Annotated in this window: 19 protein-coding genes; 12 read left to right on the forward strand and 7 right to left on the reverse strand. The window is 43.5% G+C overall.

Going from position 1 to position 16,421, the window contains the following annotated elements:
• The first annotated feature begins 11 nt into the window (after window positions 1-11).
• The 6 genes from VM932_RS00060 (at window position 12) to VM932_RS00085 (ending at window position 4,119) form a co-directional block, all read left to right on the forward strand.
• Entirely contained in the window at window positions 12-512 is a 501-nt protein-coding gene (locus VM932_RS00060) for a GNAT family N-acetyltransferase (RefSeq protein WP_326276526.1), read from the forward strand.
• Between the two features lie 12 nt (window positions 513-524).
• Entirely contained in the window at window positions 525-1,859 is a 1,335-nt protein-coding gene (locus VM932_RS00065; protein WP_326276527.1) for an MATE family efflux transporter, read from the forward strand.
• Between the two features lie 34 nt (window positions 1,860-1,893).
• Window positions 1,894-2,661, forward strand: coding sequence for an enoyl-CoA hydratase/isomerase family protein (locus VM932_RS00070; RefSeq protein WP_326276528.1), 768 nt, complete (start codon window positions 1,894-1,896; stop codon window positions 2,659-2,661).
• Between the two features lie 158 nt (window positions 2,662-2,819).
• Window positions 2,820-3,083, forward strand: a complete 264-nt coding sequence (locus VM932_RS00075; protein WP_326276529.1) for a hypothetical protein — start codon at window positions 2,820-2,822, stop codon at window positions 3,081-3,083.
• On the forward strand, window positions 3,080-3,346 hold the full coding sequence (locus VM932_RS00080; protein ID WP_326276531.1) for a type II toxin-antitoxin system RelE family toxin: 267 nt from the start codon (window positions 3,080-3,082) through the stop codon (window positions 3,344-3,346). The genes VM932_RS00075 and VM932_RS00080 overlap by 4 nt, the downstream gene beginning before the upstream one ends.
• Before the next feature lie 14 nt (window positions 3,347-3,360).
• A complete protein-coding gene (locus VM932_RS00085; protein WP_428979716.1) occupies window positions 3,361-4,119 on the forward strand; it encodes a UDP-2,3-diacylglucosamine diphosphatase in 759 nt (252 codons plus the stop codon).
• Here the strand turns inward: VM932_RS00085 and VM932_RS00090 are convergent.
• From VM932_RS00090 to VM932_RS00105, 4 genes are all read right to left on the reverse strand, one after another.
• Window positions 4,116-5,375 carry an MFS transporter gene (locus VM932_RS00090; RefSeq protein WP_326276533.1) on the reverse strand — a complete coding sequence of 420 codons (1,260 nt, stop codon included), beginning with the start codon at window positions 5,373-5,375 and terminating at the stop codon, window positions 4,116-4,118. The genes VM932_RS00085 and VM932_RS00090 overlap by 4 nt on opposite strands.
• Before the next feature lie 6 nt (window positions 5,376-5,381).
• Entirely contained in the window at window positions 5,382-7,070 is a 1,689-nt protein-coding gene (gene recJ / locus VM932_RS00095) for a single-stranded-DNA-specific exonuclease RecJ (RefSeq protein ID WP_326276535.1), read from the reverse strand.
• Between the two features lie 70 nt (window positions 7,071-7,140).
• Window positions 7,141-7,431 (reverse strand): GIY-YIG nuclease family protein, encoded by a 291-nt coding sequence (locus tag VM932_RS00100; RefSeq protein ID WP_326276536.1) that lies wholly within the window; start codon window positions 7,429-7,431, stop codon window positions 7,141-7,143.
• A gap of 58 nt (window positions 7,432-7,489) precedes the next feature.
• Window positions 7,490-7,912: an OsmC family protein gene (locus tag VM932_RS00105; protein WP_326276537.1), complete on the reverse strand. Its 423-nt coding sequence runs from the start codon at window positions 7,910-7,912 to the stop codon at window positions 7,490-7,492.
• 54 nt (window positions 7,913-7,966) lie between these two features.
• Here VM932_RS00105 and VM932_RS00110 point away from each other — a divergent pair, with 54 nt between their 5' ends.
• On the forward strand, window positions 7,967-8,569 hold the full coding sequence (locus VM932_RS00110; protein WP_326276538.1) for a carboxymuconolactone decarboxylase family protein: 603 nt from the start codon (window positions 7,967-7,969) through the stop codon (window positions 8,567-8,569).
• A 7-nt stretch (window positions 8,570-8,576) separates the two neighbouring features.
• Here the strand turns inward: VM932_RS00110 and VM932_RS00115 are convergent, their stop codons facing one another.
• The 3 genes from VM932_RS00115 to VM932_RS00125 are packed head-to-tail and all read right to left on the reverse strand — an operon-like array spanning window position 8,577 to window position 10,604.
• The gene (locus tag VM932_RS00115; RefSeq protein ID WP_326276539.1) at window positions 8,577-9,152 is read right to left on the reverse strand and encodes a uracil-DNA glycosylase family protein; all 576 of its coding nucleotides are present in this window, start codon (window positions 9,150-9,152) and stop codon (window positions 8,577-8,579) included.
• 40 nt (window positions 9,153-9,192) lie between these two features.
• Complete coding sequence (gene rsmI / locus VM932_RS00120; protein WP_326276540.1) at window positions 9,193-9,864, reverse strand: 16S rRNA (cytidine(1402)-2'-O)-methyltransferase; 672 nt, start codon at window positions 9,862-9,864, stop codon at window positions 9,193-9,195.
• A gap of 50 nt (window positions 9,865-9,914) precedes the next feature.
• Window positions 9,915-10,604 carry a hypothetical protein gene (locus tag VM932_RS00125; protein WP_326276541.1) on the reverse strand — a complete coding sequence of 230 codons (690 nt, stop codon included), beginning with the start codon at window positions 10,602-10,604 and terminating at the stop codon, window positions 9,915-9,917.
• 155 nt (window positions 10,605-10,759) lie between these two features.
• Here VM932_RS00125 and VM932_RS00130 point away from each other — a divergent pair, with 155 nt between their 5' ends.
• The 5 genes from VM932_RS00130 to VM932_RS00150 all read left to right on the forward strand — a co-directional run bounded on the left by VM932_RS00130 (window position 10,760) and on the right by VM932_RS00150 (window position 16,407).
• Window positions 10,760-11,404: a thymidine kinase gene (locus VM932_RS00130; protein WP_326276542.1), complete on the forward strand. Its 645-nt coding sequence runs from the start codon at window positions 10,760-10,762 to the stop codon at window positions 11,402-11,404.
• A complete protein-coding gene (alr, locus tag VM932_RS00135) occupies window positions 11,397-12,506 on the forward strand; it encodes an alanine racemase (RefSeq protein WP_326276543.1) in 1,110 nt (369 codons plus the stop codon). Before VM932_RS00130 ends, alr begins: the two co-directional genes overlap by 8 nt.
• Window positions 12,507-12,558: 52 nt before the next feature.
• On the forward strand, window positions 12,559-12,966 hold the full coding sequence (gene mscL / locus VM932_RS00140) for a large-conductance mechanosensitive channel protein MscL (protein ID WP_326276544.1): 408 nt from the start codon (window positions 12,559-12,561) through the stop codon (window positions 12,964-12,966).
• 190 nt (window positions 12,967-13,156) lie between these two features.
• Window positions 13,157-14,173, forward strand: coding sequence for an aspartate-semialdehyde dehydrogenase (locus VM932_RS00145; protein ID WP_326276545.1), 1,017 nt, complete (start codon window positions 13,157-13,159; stop codon window positions 14,171-14,173).
• Between the two features lie 77 nt (window positions 14,174-14,250).
• The gene (locus VM932_RS00150) at window positions 14,251-16,407 is read left to right on the forward strand and encodes a prolyl oligopeptidase family serine peptidase (protein WP_326276546.1); all 2,157 of its coding nucleotides are present in this window, start codon (window positions 14,251-14,253) and stop codon (window positions 16,405-16,407) included.
• Window positions 16,408-16,421 lie beyond the last annotated feature (14 nt).

Genomic DNA, 16,421 nt, shown 5'->3' on the forward strand with positions numbered 1-16,421 from the left:
GAAACGAATCAATGATAAGACACGCAAAGATATCCGAAATACCCGATATCTTGACCATAACCCGGGCCTGTGCCCAAAAAATGCAGGAGAACGGCATCTTCCAGTGGAACGAGCATTATCCTTCCAAAGAAGCTTTTATAAAAGACATTGAGCGCCAAGAACTTTTTGTGGCTGAAGAAAATAGCACTGTTCAAGGTACCATCGTCATTTCCACATTAATGGACGAAGAATACATGCCCATCCAATGGTTGACCCCGAACGGAAACAGCACTTACATTCATCGGCTTTCAGTACATCCAAACCTTCAGGGCAAGGGACTGGCCCAAAAAATGATGGATTTTGCCGAAGCATTTACCAGAGAAAACGGTTTTGTCTCAGTTCGCTTGGACACCTTTTCACAGAACAAAAGAAACCAACGCTTTTACGAACAACGTGGCTACCAAAAACTCGGGGATATTTTCTTTCCCAAACAAAGCGAGCATCCTTTTCATTGTTATGAATTAGTGCTGTAACTTGCGGCCGATTTGAGCACACAGGTAAATTTTAAGAGCATTAACCAATTGGCAATCCCAGCAACTATTTCTGGGATTGCAGAGCCCATCCTCTCCATTACGGATACGGCCATAGTGGGCAACATTCCCGTGGACGGACTGGAATCTTTAGCGGCGGCAGGCATCGTGGGATCGTTTTTGTCCATGCTCATTTGGGTGCTGGGCCAGACGCGTAGCTCCATTTCTGCCATTATTTCCCAGTATCTGGGAGCTGGAAGACTGGACGAGGTAAAAAATATGCCTGCACAGGCCATTTTCCTGAACATTCTTCTGAGCATTGTAGTGCTGCTCACCACCATCTTTGTAATCAAAGAAATTTTTACGCTCTTCAATGCATCTGGTAAAATTTTGGAATATTGTGTTTCCTACTATTCCATTCGGGTTTGGGGGTTTCCACTAACCCTTTTCACATTTGCCGTTTTTGGTATCTTTCGTGGATTGCAAAATACCTTCTACCCCATGGTAATCGCCATGCTGGGGGCCGGGCTCAACATTCTTTTGGACTTTATTCTGGTCTATGGAATTGATGGATTCATTCCAGCACTTTATTTGGAAGGTGCCGCATGGGCCAGTTTGATTGCCCAAGCCATCATGGCCATCTTGGCTCTTATTTTATTGGTTAAAAAGACGGACATCAGTATGAAATTGACCCTTCCGCTGAACAAGGAAATCAAACGGTTGATTTTTATGAGCCTTAACCTTTTTGTAAGGACCTTGGCACTCAATGCCGCGCTGATGCTGGCCGTTCGCGAAGCCACTACCTTGGGCGACCGCTTTATCGGGGCACACACCATTGCCGTAAACCTTTGGTTGTTTGCCGCATTTTTTATTGATGGCTACGCCGCAGCGGGCAATAGTATGGGCGGAAAACTCTTGGGCGCCGCCGATTACGATGGCTTATGGAAATTGGCCAAGACCATATTTAAATACGGGATGGCCGTAAGCCTTGCTCTCATGTGTTTTGGGTTTATTTTTTATCGGCCCATCGGCCACCTTTTTTCGAATGAGGAAATTGTGCTCAACACTTTTTACAGCATTTTTTATATTGTGATTCTTGGGCTGCCCATGAACACCTTGGCTTTCATTTTTGATGGGATTTTTAAAGGGATGGGGGAAATGAAATATCTTAGAAATGTACTCTTGGCTGCTACCTTTTTAGGATTTATCCCATGTCTGTATTTGGGCATGTATTTGGGGCTCGGTTTTTATGCCATTTGGATAGCCTTTGTAGTTTGGATGATGATTCGCGGATTCTCTCTGGTCTGGAAATTTAGGAGAAAGTTCCGACCCTTGGTGCAAAACCCTTAATTTAGTGCTCAAAGACATCTGATAATCAATTTTAATGACAACAGATAGAACCAACGGAAGTTTATACACTAAAATAGAAAACAGGATTGCCACGGTCGAATTTGGTCACCCTGCCAGTAATTCCTTTGTTTCCGAGCTTTTGGCCCGACTAGCAAAGGAGTTTGACAAGTTAGGGGAAAACGACGAGGTTTCCGTCATTGTTTTAAAATCCGAAGGGGAAAGAGCCTTTTGTGCCGGCGCCTCTTTTGATGAATTGGTGGCCGTTTCCAATTTGGAAGAAGGCAAAGAGTTTTTCAGCGGGTTCGCCAATGTCATCAACGCCATGCGCAAATGTCCCAAACCGATTATCGGTCGGGTTCAGGGCAAAACCGTAGGTGGCGGGGTCGGATTGGCCTCGGCCTGTGATTATGTACACGCAACGGTCGAAGCTGCCATTAAACTCTCCGAAATTTCCATAGGAATTGGGCCCTTTGTGATTGCGCCCGCTGTAGAACGCAAAATGGGAAAAGCCGCTCTGGCGGAGCTCACATTGTATCCCTCGGAGTGGAAAAACGCCTACTGGGCCAAAGAACAGGGGCTCTACTCCAAAGTATACGATTCCATTTCCGAAATGGACAAAGAACTGGACATACACCTCCAAAAATTGGCAACCTACAACCCAGAGGCACTTGCCGAAATGAAAAAAGTACTTTGGGAAGGAACGGAGCATTGGGACCAACTATTGTTGGAACGAGCAGAAGCTTCCGGAAGGTTGGCGCTTTCGCCAAATACCAAAAAAGCATTGGAAAAATTTAAAAAATAAATTTAGTTATGAAAGATTTGGTTTTCCCCATATTGGCCCTTTTCGTAATTGTGGTCTATGTGGTCAACAGAATACGAAGCAACAGACGCTATAAAAAATAATATATATAATATATATTTTATACATTTGTTAATGTAGAGTTTGAAAGACCACGTTTTATGGAACATCATGTAAAAAAGCTTATTGAAGTCGATAAATCCCTTGTGGTAAAATTAAAAGTGCTTTCCGCTTTTGAAAATATGAGCGTCAAGGCCTTGATGGAAAAAGCTGTGGTTGAATATGTTAAGAACAAAGAACTAGAACGTTTCGAAAAGCTTTCAGAAGAGGAAAAAGAAGATCTTGGGCTTTTACTTTTGATGCAACAAGCAGACAAAGAAGACTTTGTTAGCGAAGACGATGTCTTTAAAATTCTGGATGAATGAATATCAAGTATCATAAATCACTTGAAAAAGATTTAAGAAAGATTAATGATAAAAAGATAAAACAAAAGTTAAAGCTTATCATTCTCGAAATGAAAGAGACCGAGGTTTTGGATGAACTTAAGTCTGTAAAGAAATTAGCAGGGCATCCCAACGCTTTCAGAATGAGGATAGGTTTATACCGCCTAGGTTTTTATTACGAAAACAATACCTTAATATTGTCTCGTTTTGTAAAACGAAATGACATTTATAAACTTTTTCCTTAGACCCATTGGACAATATATCACTTCCCAAAGGCAAAAAAGTCTATTTCGCGAGCGACAACCACCTTGGTGCCCCCACCCGAAAGGATAGTCTGCCCCGTGAGAAAAAATTTGTGGCCTGGCTCGATTCCATAAAGAAAGATGCCGCTGCTATTTTTTTGATGGGCGACCTTTTCGACTTTTGGTTCGAGTACAAAACCGTAGTCCCAAAAGGCTTTACGCGCACCCTGGGCAAGTTGGCGGAACTCTCCGATATGGGCATCCACATCAACTACTTTGTGGGCAACCATGATCTTTGGATGAACGGTTATTTTGAAGAAGAACTCAACATCCCAGTTTATCATAAACCTCAGCAGTTCCTGATCAACGATACCTCTTTTTTTATTGGCCATGGTGATGGATTGGGTCCGCACGACAAAGGTTTTAAACGGATGAAAAAGGTTTTTACCAACCCCGTTGCCCAATGGTTTTTTAAATGGTTGCATCCTGATTTGGGGGTTCGTTTGGGGCAACATCTGTCCGTGAACAACAAAATGATTTCCGGCGAGGCCGATGCCAAATTCTTGGGAGAGGACAAGGAATGGCTCATTTTATACGCCAAACGCAAGCTGGAGGAGCAGCATTACGACCATTTCATTTTTGGTCACCGTCATCTGCCGATGGAAGTCAAACTCAATGAAAAATCCACCTATACCAATCTCGGAGACTGGATTTCCTATTTTACCTATGCTGTTTTTGATGGGGAAAAATTGACCTTGGAGAAACTGGACGACTAATCTTCCTTCTCGTGCTCATCAATATCTTTTTGGAGGTCCAATCGCCTAAAGGTTGGTGAAACAATGGCTGTTGTTCCTGCCGTTAAAAGTGTCATACATCCTCCAAACACTACCGCAGTGACCGTTCCCAATAGTTTAGCGGCCACTCCGCTTTCAAAAGCTCCCAACTCGTTAGATGAACCTACAAACATTGAGTTTACCGAAGCTACCCTACCCCGCATGTTGTCAGGAGTTTTTAACTGTAGTATCGTCTGGCGTATGATCATGGAAACACCATCTACGGCACCACTTAGGAACAGAGCGATTACGGATAACCAAAATAGTTCCGACAGTCCAAACACGATAATACAGACTCCAAAGGCGAAAACCGCCATCAATAATTTTTTGCCCGCATTTTTGTGCAATGGAAATCGGGTAGAACCCAACATGGTAATGGAAGCTCCCACAGCAGGTGCTGCCCGTAAAATTCCAAATCCTTGGGAGCCTACATGCAAAATATCTTGGGCATAAACGGGCAAAAGTGCTACGGCACCTCCAAAAAGCACCGCAATCATATCCAAAGTAAGCGCTCCAAATATCGCCTTGTTTCCAAAAACAAATTTGAGTCCATCCCGTAAACTTTGAAAAACGGGTTCTCCAAGTTTCGGGTTCATAATGGGTTTTCTAGGAATCTGGAAAAGAAAAATCAATGCCATCAAAGAGAAACCAAAAATAACGCACATGCTCCAGTGCACTCCTATCCAACTAATGGAAAATCCTGCCAAAGCCGGACCTAAAACAGATGCCAATTGCCATGTGGAACTGCTCCACGTAGCTGCATTGGGGTATATTTTTTTTGGAACGATCAATGCAATCAGGGAAAAAATGGTCGGTCCCAAAAAAGACCGTACAAAGCCTCCCAAAAACACCAAAGCATAAATGGAATACAGGATTGTTTTGGATTCCCAAGCATCTTCAAGTCCAGGCCAACTCAACAAAAACAGTCCAAGACTTATCACCGAAAATCCCGCGATACAGGTAATCAAAAGGTTTCGCTTTTCTTTTTGATCCACAATGTGTCCGGCAAAGAGTGCCATGCTCACCGCTGGTATTACCTCCATCAACCCAATAATTCCCAAGGACAATGGGTCTTTGGTCAAAGAATACACCTGCCATTCAATCACAATAAATTGCATGGACCACGCAAATACCATGGCAAAACGCACAATCAAAAATATATTGAATTCCTTAAAGCGGAGGGCAGCGTAGGGATCCATAAATAGCTAGCGAATATCTCTTAGTTTAAGTTGAGGGCTCACCGTTCCTTTCCATTCATTTTCATCCAACGAAAATACGGCATCAAAAGATTGTACGCCCTTAACTTTGTCTATTTTATTGCCCAAATTAAATCCAATGCCACCAATTGGATTGGAACCGGACTGATATACACTGCATTTTAAATGTTTCCCCCCTTCACCTACACAGCGGGCATACCCTGTGTCCTTTAGTCCTTCTGCCATAAAAATTGGCATCATGTTTCCGGGGCCAAAAGGGGCAAATTGTTTTAAGATGCGCATTAATTTTGGCGTAATTTGATGCATTCCAATTTTGGCATCCACTGAAATTTCAGGTTGTAGAAGTTGTGGGTCGATAGTTTCCGACACCACTTTTTCAAACTGTGCTTTAAACGCTTCATACTGTTCTTCCAAGAGCGTCAAACCTGCTGCGTACATGTGCCCTCCGAACTGTTCCAGACAATCGGAACAGCCTTCGAGTGCATTATAAATATCAAAACCTTTTATGGAACGGGCCGAAGCCGTTAATTTGTCCCCACTTTTGGTAAAGACCAGCGTGGGCCTGTAATAGGTTTCGGTAAGGCGTGAAGCCACAATGCCTATTACCCCTTTATGCCAATTTTCATTATAAACCACAGAGGTAAATTTATCCTCTTCCTGGTTTTGTTGAATTTGAATTAGGGCTTCTTGTGTAATCTCTTGGTCCAAACTTCGTCGCTCGGTATTAAACAGTTCTATCTCGGAAGCAAACTGCTTTGCTTGGGCAAAGTTGGTCTCGGTAAGTAAAGTAACGGCATGCTGACCGTGCTTCATACGTCCGGCAGCATTGATTCGTGGCGCAATGATGAAGACCACATCGGTAATGGTGAGTTCCCTTTTTTTGGTCTGATCGATCAGCGCTTTTATACCTGTTCTTGGGTTTTCGTTGATCACGAGCAATCCATAATAAGCCAGCACACGATTTTCTCCCGTAATGGGCACAATATCGGCAGCAATGGCAGTGGCTACCAAATCCAGATAAAGTAAAAGATCATCAATAGTTTTGCCTTGTTTAGATCCCAAAGCCTGAATCAATTTCAAACCGACCCCGCATCCACAGAGTTCTTTGTATGGATATGCACAATCATCTTGCTTTGGATCCAAAATCGCCACGGCATCGGGCAATATCCCTCCCGGTCTGTGGTGATCGCACACAATCACATCTATTCCTTTCTCCTTGGCATATTTTATCTGGTCGATTGCCTTAATTCCACAATCCAAGGCAATAATAAGGCTTATATCGTTGTCCGCGGCAAAGTCAATTCCCTGAAAGGATATTCCATACCCTTCCAAGTAACGATCGGGAATGTACGTGGCCACATTCGGGTATGTTTCCATCAGAAAGGAGCTCATCAAGGCCACCGAAGTGGTTCCATCCACATCGTAATCTCCATACACCAATATGTTTTCTTCATTGGCCATAGCTTGTTGAATCCGTTCCACGGCCTTGCCCATACCCTTCATCAAAAAAGGGTCGTGCAAATGGGACAGCTCTGGCCGAAAGAATGCTTTGGCTCCTTCATAATCGGTGATGCCCCTTTGAAGCAATAGCTGTGCTATTAGGTCTTCTACTTTCAATGCATCGGAAAGATGGTCTATGGCCTCTTGTGCATGTTTTGGTTTTATGGTCCAGCGCATGGTTTTTCAATTTTTTGAGCACCGTCAGTTCGAGTGTTTCGAAAAATTTTCGTAACGTATCGAGAACGGCTTATTGAAACTTCTTTTTGGCAAGATTGGGCAATGCATCATATTTACCGTTTATGAGGGCTTCCTTTTTGGCTGTTGACCATTTCTTTATCTGTTTTTCTTTTTGGGTTGCCAAAGCAATATTGGTGAGCTTTGCATAGAAAACCAATTCTACAGGCCTTCTTGAAAAAGTATAACTCCCTTTGTGCTTACCATTTGTATGCCCAAACATTCGTTTTTCAAGATTGGAGGTAATGCCGGTATAATATGTTCCATCTGAACCATTTAAGATGTAAACATAAGACAATTTCATTTATTGAATCACTTCTCGATACAGTTCCGATTGCATCAGAATCACTCGAAGTGACGAATTATTTATGATGAAAAATCGTCTTGATGTCCAATTTGGCAAATTTTCGGAACATTTCCATGACCCCGCAATATTTTTCCACGGAAAGGTCCACAGCTTTTTGGAGTTTGTCCTCATTGAGGTTGGAACCCGTAAAGTGATATTCAACAACAACGGAATCGTAATGTTTTGGATGTTCATCGGTAAGGTTGGCTATGGTCTCAATCTTAAAATCATCCACATCCAATTTCATTTTTTTAATTAGTGACGCCACATCAAGACCGGAACAACCGGCCAAACTGGATAACATTAGGGCTTTGGGGCGCAATCCTGCAGCAGAGCCACCACTTTCTTCCCCGGCGTCGATTCGTACAGTATGTCCGGATGGGTTGTTGCTCTCAAAAGCCATTTCACCCAACCATTTGGTAGTTATGTGATTTGTCATGAAGTTTAATTTTTGTTTCTTGTGGAGTTCAAAAATACAATTTATAACTCAACCATGGCTTTAGTATCCCCCCTTGCCCCTAATCACGACCCAGAAACCAAACAACTGGCGGAATTCTTTAACGAAACCCTTGGGTTTTGTCCCAATTCCGTTTTGACCATGCAGCACAGGCCGGCGATTTCCAAGGCGTTTATTAACCTTAACAAAGCGGTGATGGCCAATGAGGGCAGGGTGACTTCAGCACTAAAACGGATGATTGCCTGGGTAAGCAGTAACGCAACAGGGTGTAGGTATTGCCAGGCCCATGCTATTCGAGCGGCAGAAAGGTACGGTGCCAAACAAGAACAACTGGACAATATTTGGGAGTACAGAACACATGAAGCCTTTTCTGAAGCAGAAAGGGTAGCCTTGGACTTTGCTTTGGCTGCCTCGCAGGTACCAAACACCGTTAATGGGAATATAAAAAAACGCTTGCATCAGTTTTGGGATGACGGTGAAATAGTTGAAATGATGGGGGTTATCTCTCTTTTTGGGTTTCTTAACCGCTGGAACGACTCCATGGGCACAACCATTGAAGATGGCGCCGTGGAAAGTGCTCAGAAATATTTAGGCGAAGTGGGTTGGGAAAAAGGAAAGCACGATGGATCTAAATATTAGACTATGCTCAAGAAATAAGGCTAGTTGAAACCCTTTTCTTTAAATCCGGTAGTACATCTTTACCGAACCAAGGGTTTTTACTCAACCAAAACCGATTTCTGGGCGATGGGTGGGGCAACACAAAGCAATCGGGCAAATATTCCTGATAGTTATTCACCGTTTCCGTCAAGTTTCTTTTCATGGTATTGCCCAAATAATATTTTTGGGCGTATTGGCCTATCAAAATAGTAAGTTTTAGGTCAGGCATTTGATTAACCAAAGCTTTATGCCACAACGGGGCACATTCCGGTCTCGGGGGCAAATCCCCAGATTTTCCCTTTCCCGGGTAGCAAAAACCCATGGGAACTAAAGCAAAAAGTTGTTCGTCATAAAATTGCTCGTCCGCGACATTCAACCATTTTCTGAGTTGCTTTCCACTGGGATCGTCCCACGGAACACCTGTTTGGTGCACCCTGGTACCGGGTGCTTGCCCAATAATGGCAATCTTGGATTTGGGGTGGGCAGCAACAATGGGGCGGGGACCCAAGGGCAGGTGCTCTTGGCAAACGGAACAGTTTCGGATTTGAGAAAGTAGATGATCCATTTTTATATAATGGGTCGTAAAGTTTTGTTGAAGTTAACAACTATTTTTTGCCTCCAACCACAATAACAAGCTCACCCTTGGGTGGTTTATCGGTAAAATGCTCCAGCACTTCGCTTGCGGTTCCCCGAACGGTCTCCTCGTACAACTTTGTCAATTCACGAGATACAGAAACAGGTCTGTCCTCTCCAAAATACTCAGCGAAATGGGTCAAGGTTTTAAGTAGCTTGTGGGGAGATTCATAAAAAACCATGGTTCGGGTTTCTTCGGCGAGTTCCAAAAGCCGGGTCTGGCGACCTTTTTTTATTGGGAGAAACCCTTCAAAAACAAAGCGATCGTTGGGCAGACCGCTATTTACCAAAGCGGGCACAAAAGCGGTGGCTCCCGGTAAACATTCTACCTCAATATCATTTTCAACACAAGCGCGGGTCAATAAAAACCCGGGGTCGGAAATGGCGGGGGTACCCGCATCAGAGATTAGGGCGTAGGTAGTACCCTCTTTCATTTTTTGCACCAAGCCATCAATCTGTTTATGTTCGTTGTGCATGTGGTGGCTCTGCAAAGGGGTATTGATCTCAAAATGCTTGAGCAATTTGCCGCTGGTTCGGGTATCTTCCGCCAAAACCACATCCGCTTCCTTGAGCACCTTAATGGCGCGAAGTGTCATGTCATCCAAATTTCCTATTGGTGTTGGAACCAAGTATAGCTTTCCCATACACCAAAGTTACGGTCTTCTTCCTATTAAAATAAAATTGAAAATCGGATTTATGCGAATCTTCTCTCGATAAGTGCCAAGAATCGGGCTTCGTATTCTTCTTTGCCCTCCCAATTATTATACTCGGGTTTTACCATATTGTTGATAAACGCGATGGAACGTTCCTCCGAATCTATTGTTGTGAGTTGAGAGAGAACACGGGTATAGTCTTCCATGTCGTTATTGAACAGATGTTTTACAAATGCTAGTTTATCGTTGAGCCCTACCTGAAAATCTTTGCCAAGTCGATCATTTAAGGATTTGGGCTTGATTGATTTAGAAGATGCACTGGCACCCTTATTGGGTGTCACCTCATCTTTGTCGTTTTTCATAAGGTCGGGCTTGGCCACGAACTCGGCAAACACCTGTTCCAAATCTGCATTGGAGGGCATTTCGGAAACCATGTCCTTAATGGTATCCATGCCTGGAGTCATAATATCTTCCTTGTGTGGATTGCTCTCGGGCACCGATGTGTTACCGCTCAAAACGGCATTGGCCATTTTTTCAAACCTTGAGGCTATCACGTTTTGGGAAACATCTACCTCAACATCGCTCAATTTTTCATCAATAAACTTCAACACGGCCAGCTTTTCGTAAATCTCTCTCGATTTTTTATAAAGTGCCGCAAGATCGGTATCCTCCCTTGCTGTGATTATTTCAGTGGACAACTTAATCAACTCTTCCCTCAATTTCCGTATCATAGCTTTTCTTCTTTATTATAAAAATATAATGATTTTGCAAAAACCCTATCAACAAAAGGTTAAAATCTTATTGAAAACAGGGGGGCAATTTTTTAGTAGCTTTGTGGTCGTCCCAATATAACGGGAAAACAAACAATTTCTTTCAAAAATACGGTATGTTTCTCGAAAACACAGTAAACCCTAAAGAACAGTTTGGATGGATTGAGGTTATCTGCGGTTCCATGTTTTCGGGAAAGACCGAAGAATTGATCCGACGACTGAAACGGGCTCAATTCGCCAAACAAAAAGTGGAAATATTCAAGCCCATTGTGGATACCCGCTACCATGAAGATATGGTCGTATCCCACGATTCCAACGAAATCAGGTCCACCCCCGTCCCGGCCGCAGCCAACATTCGTCTATTGGCGGACGATTGCGATGTAATAGGCATTGACGAGGCCCAGTTTTTTGACGATGAAATCGTGACCGTATGCAACGACTTGGCCAACCGTGGGGTCCGTGTGGTGGTCGCTGGTCTGGACATGGATTTTAAAGGAAATCCATTTGGCCCCATGCCCGCATTAATGGCAACGGCAGAATATGTGACCAAGGTACATGCCGTATGTACCCGAACCGGGAATTTGGCGAACTACAGTTTTAGAAAATCCCTTAACGACAATTTGGTGCTACTGGGCGAAACTGAGGAATACGAGCCCTTGAGCAGGGCCGCATTCTACAAGGCCATGCTGCGCGAAAAAATAAAGGAAATGGATGTGGAATCGGAAGAAGTGGGCACCCAAAAAAAGAAATCCAATGAGTAAGGTCGGAGAAACTACCTTGGTTTTAGATCTTTCGGCCTTGGAACACAACTACAACTATTTGCGATCCAAAACAAAACCAAAAACCAAATTTTTAGGGGTGGTTAAAGCTTTTGCCTACGGAAGCGATATGATTGCCATTGCCCAAAAACTGGAACAAATGGGTGTCGATTATTTGGCCGTTGCCTATGTAAGCGAAGGTGTTTTATTACGCAAAGCAGGAATTAAAACACCTATTTTGGTGTTGCATCCTCTTGCTTCAAACTTTGAAGATTTAATTGTACACCACTTGGAGCCCAGCATTTATTCCAAGAATATTTTGAATCAATTTCTTGAAGCCGCCAAAGAAAAGCAACAAAACGATTATCCTATCCACATTAAATTCAATACAGGATTGAACCGTTTGGGTTTTTCTGAGGATGATGTTGATTTTATTGCCAAGGAAACGAAGCGCAACGGATGCATCAAAATAGTTTCGGCTTTTTCACATTTGGCCGCTTCTGAAGACACCAATGAACGTGATTTTAGTTTGAAGCAAATCAACTCCTTCAAAATAGTAAGCGATACCCTAAGTTCAATACTGGGATATGCCCCAATGCGGCATATGTTGAACACTTCGGGCATCATCAATTATCCCGAAGCGCAGTTTGAAATGGTACGCAGCGGAATCGGCCTATACGGTTATGGCAATCAAGCCAAAGTGGATGCACAATTAAAACCTGTGGCCACACTCAAAACCACCATCTCACAAATCCATCAAATTGATGCCCACGAATCCGTAGGGTACAACCGGGCCTATAAATCCAAACGACCCATAAAAAGTGCCACACTCCCCATAGGCCATGCAGATGGCATTGGGCGACAATATGGAAAAGGTAAAGGTTTTGTTGTGATCAATGGTGAAAAAGCAACCATCATTGGAAATGTTTGTATGGACATGATCATGGTAGATGTAACAAAAATAGACTGCCAAGAAGGGGACGAGGTTATTGTATTCGGTCCAAACAATTCTGCGGAAAGCTTTGCTTCGTCGGCAAACACCATATCATACGAGATTCTCACCGCCATATCCCAACGGGTAAAAAGAGTTCTTATCGGGGCTTAATATTATCTTTTTTGCTTAATTTGTTTACGATTAACCAATACTCAACTATAAAATGGGATTTTTAAAAGAGTTTAAAGAATTTGCCATGAAGGGGAACCTGGTGGATATCGCCGTAGGTTTCGTCATGGGTGCCGCTTTCAAAGAAGTGGTTTCTTCGTTCACGGGAGGCATTGTTTCCCCTTTGATCGGATTGTTGTTCAATTCAAATTTCAACGATTTGAAATATGTGATTACCGAAGGTACGCCCAATGATGCTGGGGAAATCGTTGGGGAAATAGCCGTGCTCTACGGTGCATTCCTTACCAATGTCATCGACTTTATAATCGTTGCCTTTGTCATGTTCCTTGTTGTAAAAGGCGTAAACAAAATGAAGAAAAAAGAGGAGCCTGCCCCAGAACCTCCAAAGGGACCAACCCAAGAGGAGCTTTTGGCAGAAATCCGCGATTTGTTGAAGAAATAAAAATCGTTGGTACCGAACATTTCGGTATCCCCGCTACATCACAATAACCTTTAAAAACCATCAATGTGTTTCGCTAGCATGTTGATGGTTGTTTTATTTGTAACACTTTGTTATTTTTTGATTGTTCATAAAGAAAAAACTTGTTTAAACCGCTGACTAAAGTACCTTTGCGACAAGAAATAATTTTACGATGAAAGTAGCAGTAGTTGGAGCCACCGGAATGGTAGGCGAGGTCATGTTGAAAGTATTGGAAGAACGCAACTTCCCTATTTCAGAATTATTGTTGGTTGCCTCGGAGCGTTCCGTGGGCAAAAAACTGGTTTATAAAAATGAAGAGCATACCGTAATCGGTTTGGCTGATGCCGTTGCGGCCCAACCCGATATTGCCATTTTCTCGGCAGGTGGCGACACCTCGTTGGAATGGGCGCCAAAATTTGCCGAAGCGGGGACCACGGTAATCGATAACTCCTCCGCTTGGCGCATGGATCCGACCAAAAAATTGGTGGTGCCCGAAATCAATGCAAGTGAACTTACCGCAGAGGACAAAATTATAGCAAATCCCAACTGTTCCACCATTCAAATGGTATTGGCGTTGGACCCGCTGCACAAAAAGTATCAGATGAAACGTGTGGTGGTTTCTACCTATCAATCCGTTTCGGGAACGGGGGTTAAGGCCGTGGAGCAAATGGAGAACGAAGCTGCCGGAATCGAAGGCGAAATGGCATATCCTTATCCCATCAACCGCAATGCATTACCCCATTGCGATGTGTTTTTGGAGAATGGCTACACCAAAGAAGAAATGAAACTGGCCCGTGAGCCACAAAAAATATTGGACGACCGTACGTTTTCCGTAACTGCTACCGCAGTTCGTATTCCAACGGCTGGTGGACACTCGGAATCCGTGAACGTGGAATTCCACAACGATTTTGATTTGGCCGAAGTTCGAAAACTGCTAAGTGAAACTCCAGGAATTGTGGTTCAGGACAACCCGGACACCAATACCTACCCCATGCCCGTTTTTGCCAATGGTAAGGACGATGTTTTTGTAGGCCGTATCCGCAGGGACGAAACCCAGCCCAATACGCTGAACATGTGGATTGTGGCGGATAACCTAAGAAAAGGGGCCGCTACCAATGCTGTGCAGATTGCGGAGTATTTGGTGGAGAACAATTTGGTTTCCAACAACACTCCCGAGGCAATTTCATAAAATACGTTAAAGCAGCGATTACAGCCAATTGGTTTGTGTCTTTTATGGTATTTTTATCGGAATCAATCCGATAAAACATGAAGAACATAAGTCTGTTGGCTGTACTGGTTTTATTTGCAGCCTGCCAAATAGAAACTAAAAAAAGAGAGCCCATAACCGTGAACTACCCTACAACCAAAAAAGTTGACACCGTTGATAATTATTTTGGAACCGAAGTCCCCGACCCCTACCGTTGGTTGGAAGATGATCGAAGCAAAGAAACTGAAGCTTGGGTAAAAGAGCAAAATACGGTCACTTTTGGGTATTTGGACAAAATCCCGTTCCGGGAAGATTTAAAAAACCGACTGGAAAAGCTGTGGAACTACGAAAAAGTGGGTTCCCCGTTCAAGGAAGGTGACTATACCTATTACTACAAAAACAACGGCCTGCAAAACCAATATGTGGTTTACCGAAAAAAGGGTGATGGTGAAGAAGAAGTCTTTTTGGACCCCAATACTTTTTCCGAAGACGGCACCACATCTTTAATGGGCCTTAGTTTCACCAAAGACGGTTCCAAAGCCGCATATCTTATCTCCGAAGGCGGAAGTGATTGGCGCAAGGGCATCGTTATCGATGCCAAATCCAAAGAAATTGTAGAGGACACCTTGGTCGATATCAAGTTCAGTGGAATTTCTTGGAAGGGAAATGATGGTTTTTTCTATTCAAGCTACGATAAACCGGAGGGAAGCGAACTTTCCGCAAAAACGGACCAGCATAAATTGTATTACCACAAACTGGGCACACCTCAATCCGAAGATAGCATCATTTTTGGCGGCACTCCAGAAGAAAAACACCGTTACGTAGGTGGTTCCGTTTCCGAGGATCAAAAATACTTGTTCATCTCGGCATCCGTTTCCACTTCTGGGAACAAATTATTTATGATGGATCTTTCCAAAACCAATCCTGAACTCATCACCATTTTGGATGATACCGATTCCGACACTTACGTTATCGACAACGAAGGGTCCAAGCTTTATTTGGTAACCAACCGAGAGGCTCCCAACAAAAAAGTAGTGGTAGTTGATGCTGCAAACCCAACCCCGGATAATTGGGAAGATTTGATTCCAGAGACCGAAAACGTATTGACCGCTGGAACGGGCGGAGGTTATCTCTTTACCGAGTATATGGTGGATGCCATTTCCAAAGTGCTTCAATATGATTATGAGGGCAACTTGGTCCGCGAAGTAGCGTTGCCCGGCGTAGGAAGCGCAGGAGGTTTTGGTGGCAAGAAAGAAGACAAAGAATTTTATTTCTCCTTTACCAATTATAACACGCCCGGCTCGTTGTACAAATACAATGTAGAGACTGGCGAATACGAGCAATACTGGAAACCTCAAATTGATTTTAATCCAGATGATTATGAATCAGAACAAGTTTTTTATACCTCAAAAGATGGCACCAAAGTGCCCATGATCATCACTTATAAAAAAGGAACCGAGCTTAACGGTAAAAACCCCACCATCCTTTATGGTTATGGCGGTTTCAATGTTAGTTTAACACCGTCCTTTAGCATTGTAAATGCCGTTTGGATGGAGCAAGGCGGTGTATATGCCGTTCCCAACCTTAGGGGAGGTGGAGAATACGGTAAAAAATGGCACATTGCAGGCACCAAACTTCAAAAGCAGAACGTTTTTGATGACTTTATTACCGCTGCTGAATATTTGATTGACAACAAGTACACTTCCAAAGAATATTTGGCCATCCGAGGTGGTTCCAATGGAGGTTTATTGGTAGGTGCCACCATGACCCAGCGTCCCGACCTAATGCAAGTGGCATTGCCAGCCGTGGGTGTATTGGATATGCTGCGCTATCATACCTTTACCGCAGGAGCAGGATGGGCCTACGATTATGGAACTTCCGAGGACAGCGAGGAAATGTTTAAATATATTAAAGGCTATTCCCCAGTGCACAACGTAAAAGAAGGAACAGCATATCCGGCTACTTTGGTGACAACCGGAGACCACGACGACCGTGTGGTTCCTGCGCACAGCTTTAAATTTGCTGCAGAATTACAGGAAAAACAAGCTGGTGATCAACCTACCCTTATCCGAATCGAGACCAATGCCGGCCACGGAGCGGGAACGCCCGTAAGTAAAACCATTGAGCAATATGCTGATATCTTTGGGTTTACTTTTTATAATATGGGATACGATGAATTGCCCAACCAGGCCGTGCTCAAGGAGTTTAAAGATTGATCAAATCCATAAAC

Origin of the sequence: Flagellimonas halotolerans, assembly GCF_035818535.1 — a bacterium.
Classification (GTDB): domain Bacteria; phylum Bacteroidota; class Bacteroidia; order Flavobacteriales; family Flavobacteriaceae; genus Flagellimonas; species Flagellimonas halotolerans.

Bases quoted from the DNA above. Each gene is read 5' to 3' on its own strand.
- VM932_RS00060 (WP_326276526.1), top strand. From the start codon at position 12: ATGATAAGACACGCAAAGATATCCGAAATACCCGATATCTTGACCATA.
- VM932_RS00070 (WP_326276528.1), top strand. From the start codon at position 1,894: ATGACAACAGATAGAACCAACGGAAGTTTATACACTAAAATAGAAAAC.
- VM932_RS00075 (WP_326276529.1), top strand. From the start codon at position 2,820: ATGGAACATCATGTAAAAAAGCTTATTGAAGTCGATAAATCCCTTGTG.
- VM932_RS00080 (WP_326276531.1), top strand. From the start codon at position 3,080: ATGAATATCAAGTATCATAAATCACTTGAAAAAGATTTAAGAAAGATT.
- VM932_RS00090 (WP_326276533.1), bottom strand. From the start codon at position 5,375: ATGGATCCCTACGCTGCCCTCCGCTTTAAGGAATTCAATATATTTTTG.
- recJ (WP_326276535.1), bottom strand. From the start codon at position 7,070: ATGCGCTGGACCATAAAACCAAAACATGCACAAGAGGCCATAGACCAT.
- VM932_RS00100 (WP_326276536.1), bottom strand. From the start codon at position 7,431: ATGAAATTGTCTTATGTTTACATCTTAAATGGTTCAGATGGAACATAT.
- VM932_RS00105 (WP_326276537.1), bottom strand. From the start codon at position 7,912: ATGACAAATCACATAACTACCAAATGGTTGGGTGAAATGGCTTTTGAG.
- VM932_RS00110 (WP_326276538.1), top strand. From the start codon at position 7,967: ATGGCTTTAGTATCCCCCCTTGCCCCTAATCACGACCCAGAAACCAAA.
- VM932_RS00115 (WP_326276539.1), bottom strand. From the start codon at position 9,152: ATGGATCATCTACTTTCTCAAATCCGAAACTGTTCCGTTTGCCAAGAG.
- rsmI (WP_326276540.1), bottom strand. From the start codon at position 9,864: ATGGGAAAGCTATACTTGGTTCCAACACCAATAGGAAATTTGGATGAC.
- VM932_RS00125 (WP_326276541.1), bottom strand. From the start codon at position 10,604: ATGATACGGAAATTGAGGGAAGAGTTGATTAAGTTGTCCACTGAAATA.
- VM932_RS00130 (WP_326276542.1), top strand. From the start codon at position 10,760: ATGTTTCTCGAAAACACAGTAAACCCTAAAGAACAGTTTGGATGGATT.
- alr (WP_326276543.1), top strand. From the start codon at position 11,397: ATGAGTAAGGTCGGAGAAACTACCTTGGTTTTAGATCTTTCGGCCTTG.
- mscL (WP_326276544.1), top strand. From the start codon at position 12,559: ATGGGATTTTTAAAAGAGTTTAAAGAATTTGCCATGAAGGGGAACCTG.
- VM932_RS00145 (WP_326276545.1), top strand. From the start codon at position 13,157: ATGAAAGTAGCAGTAGTTGGAGCCACCGGAATGGTAGGCGAGGTCATG.
- VM932_RS00150 (WP_326276546.1), top strand. From the start codon at position 14,251: ATGAAGAACATAAGTCTGTTGGCTGTACTGGTTTTATTTGCAGCCTGC.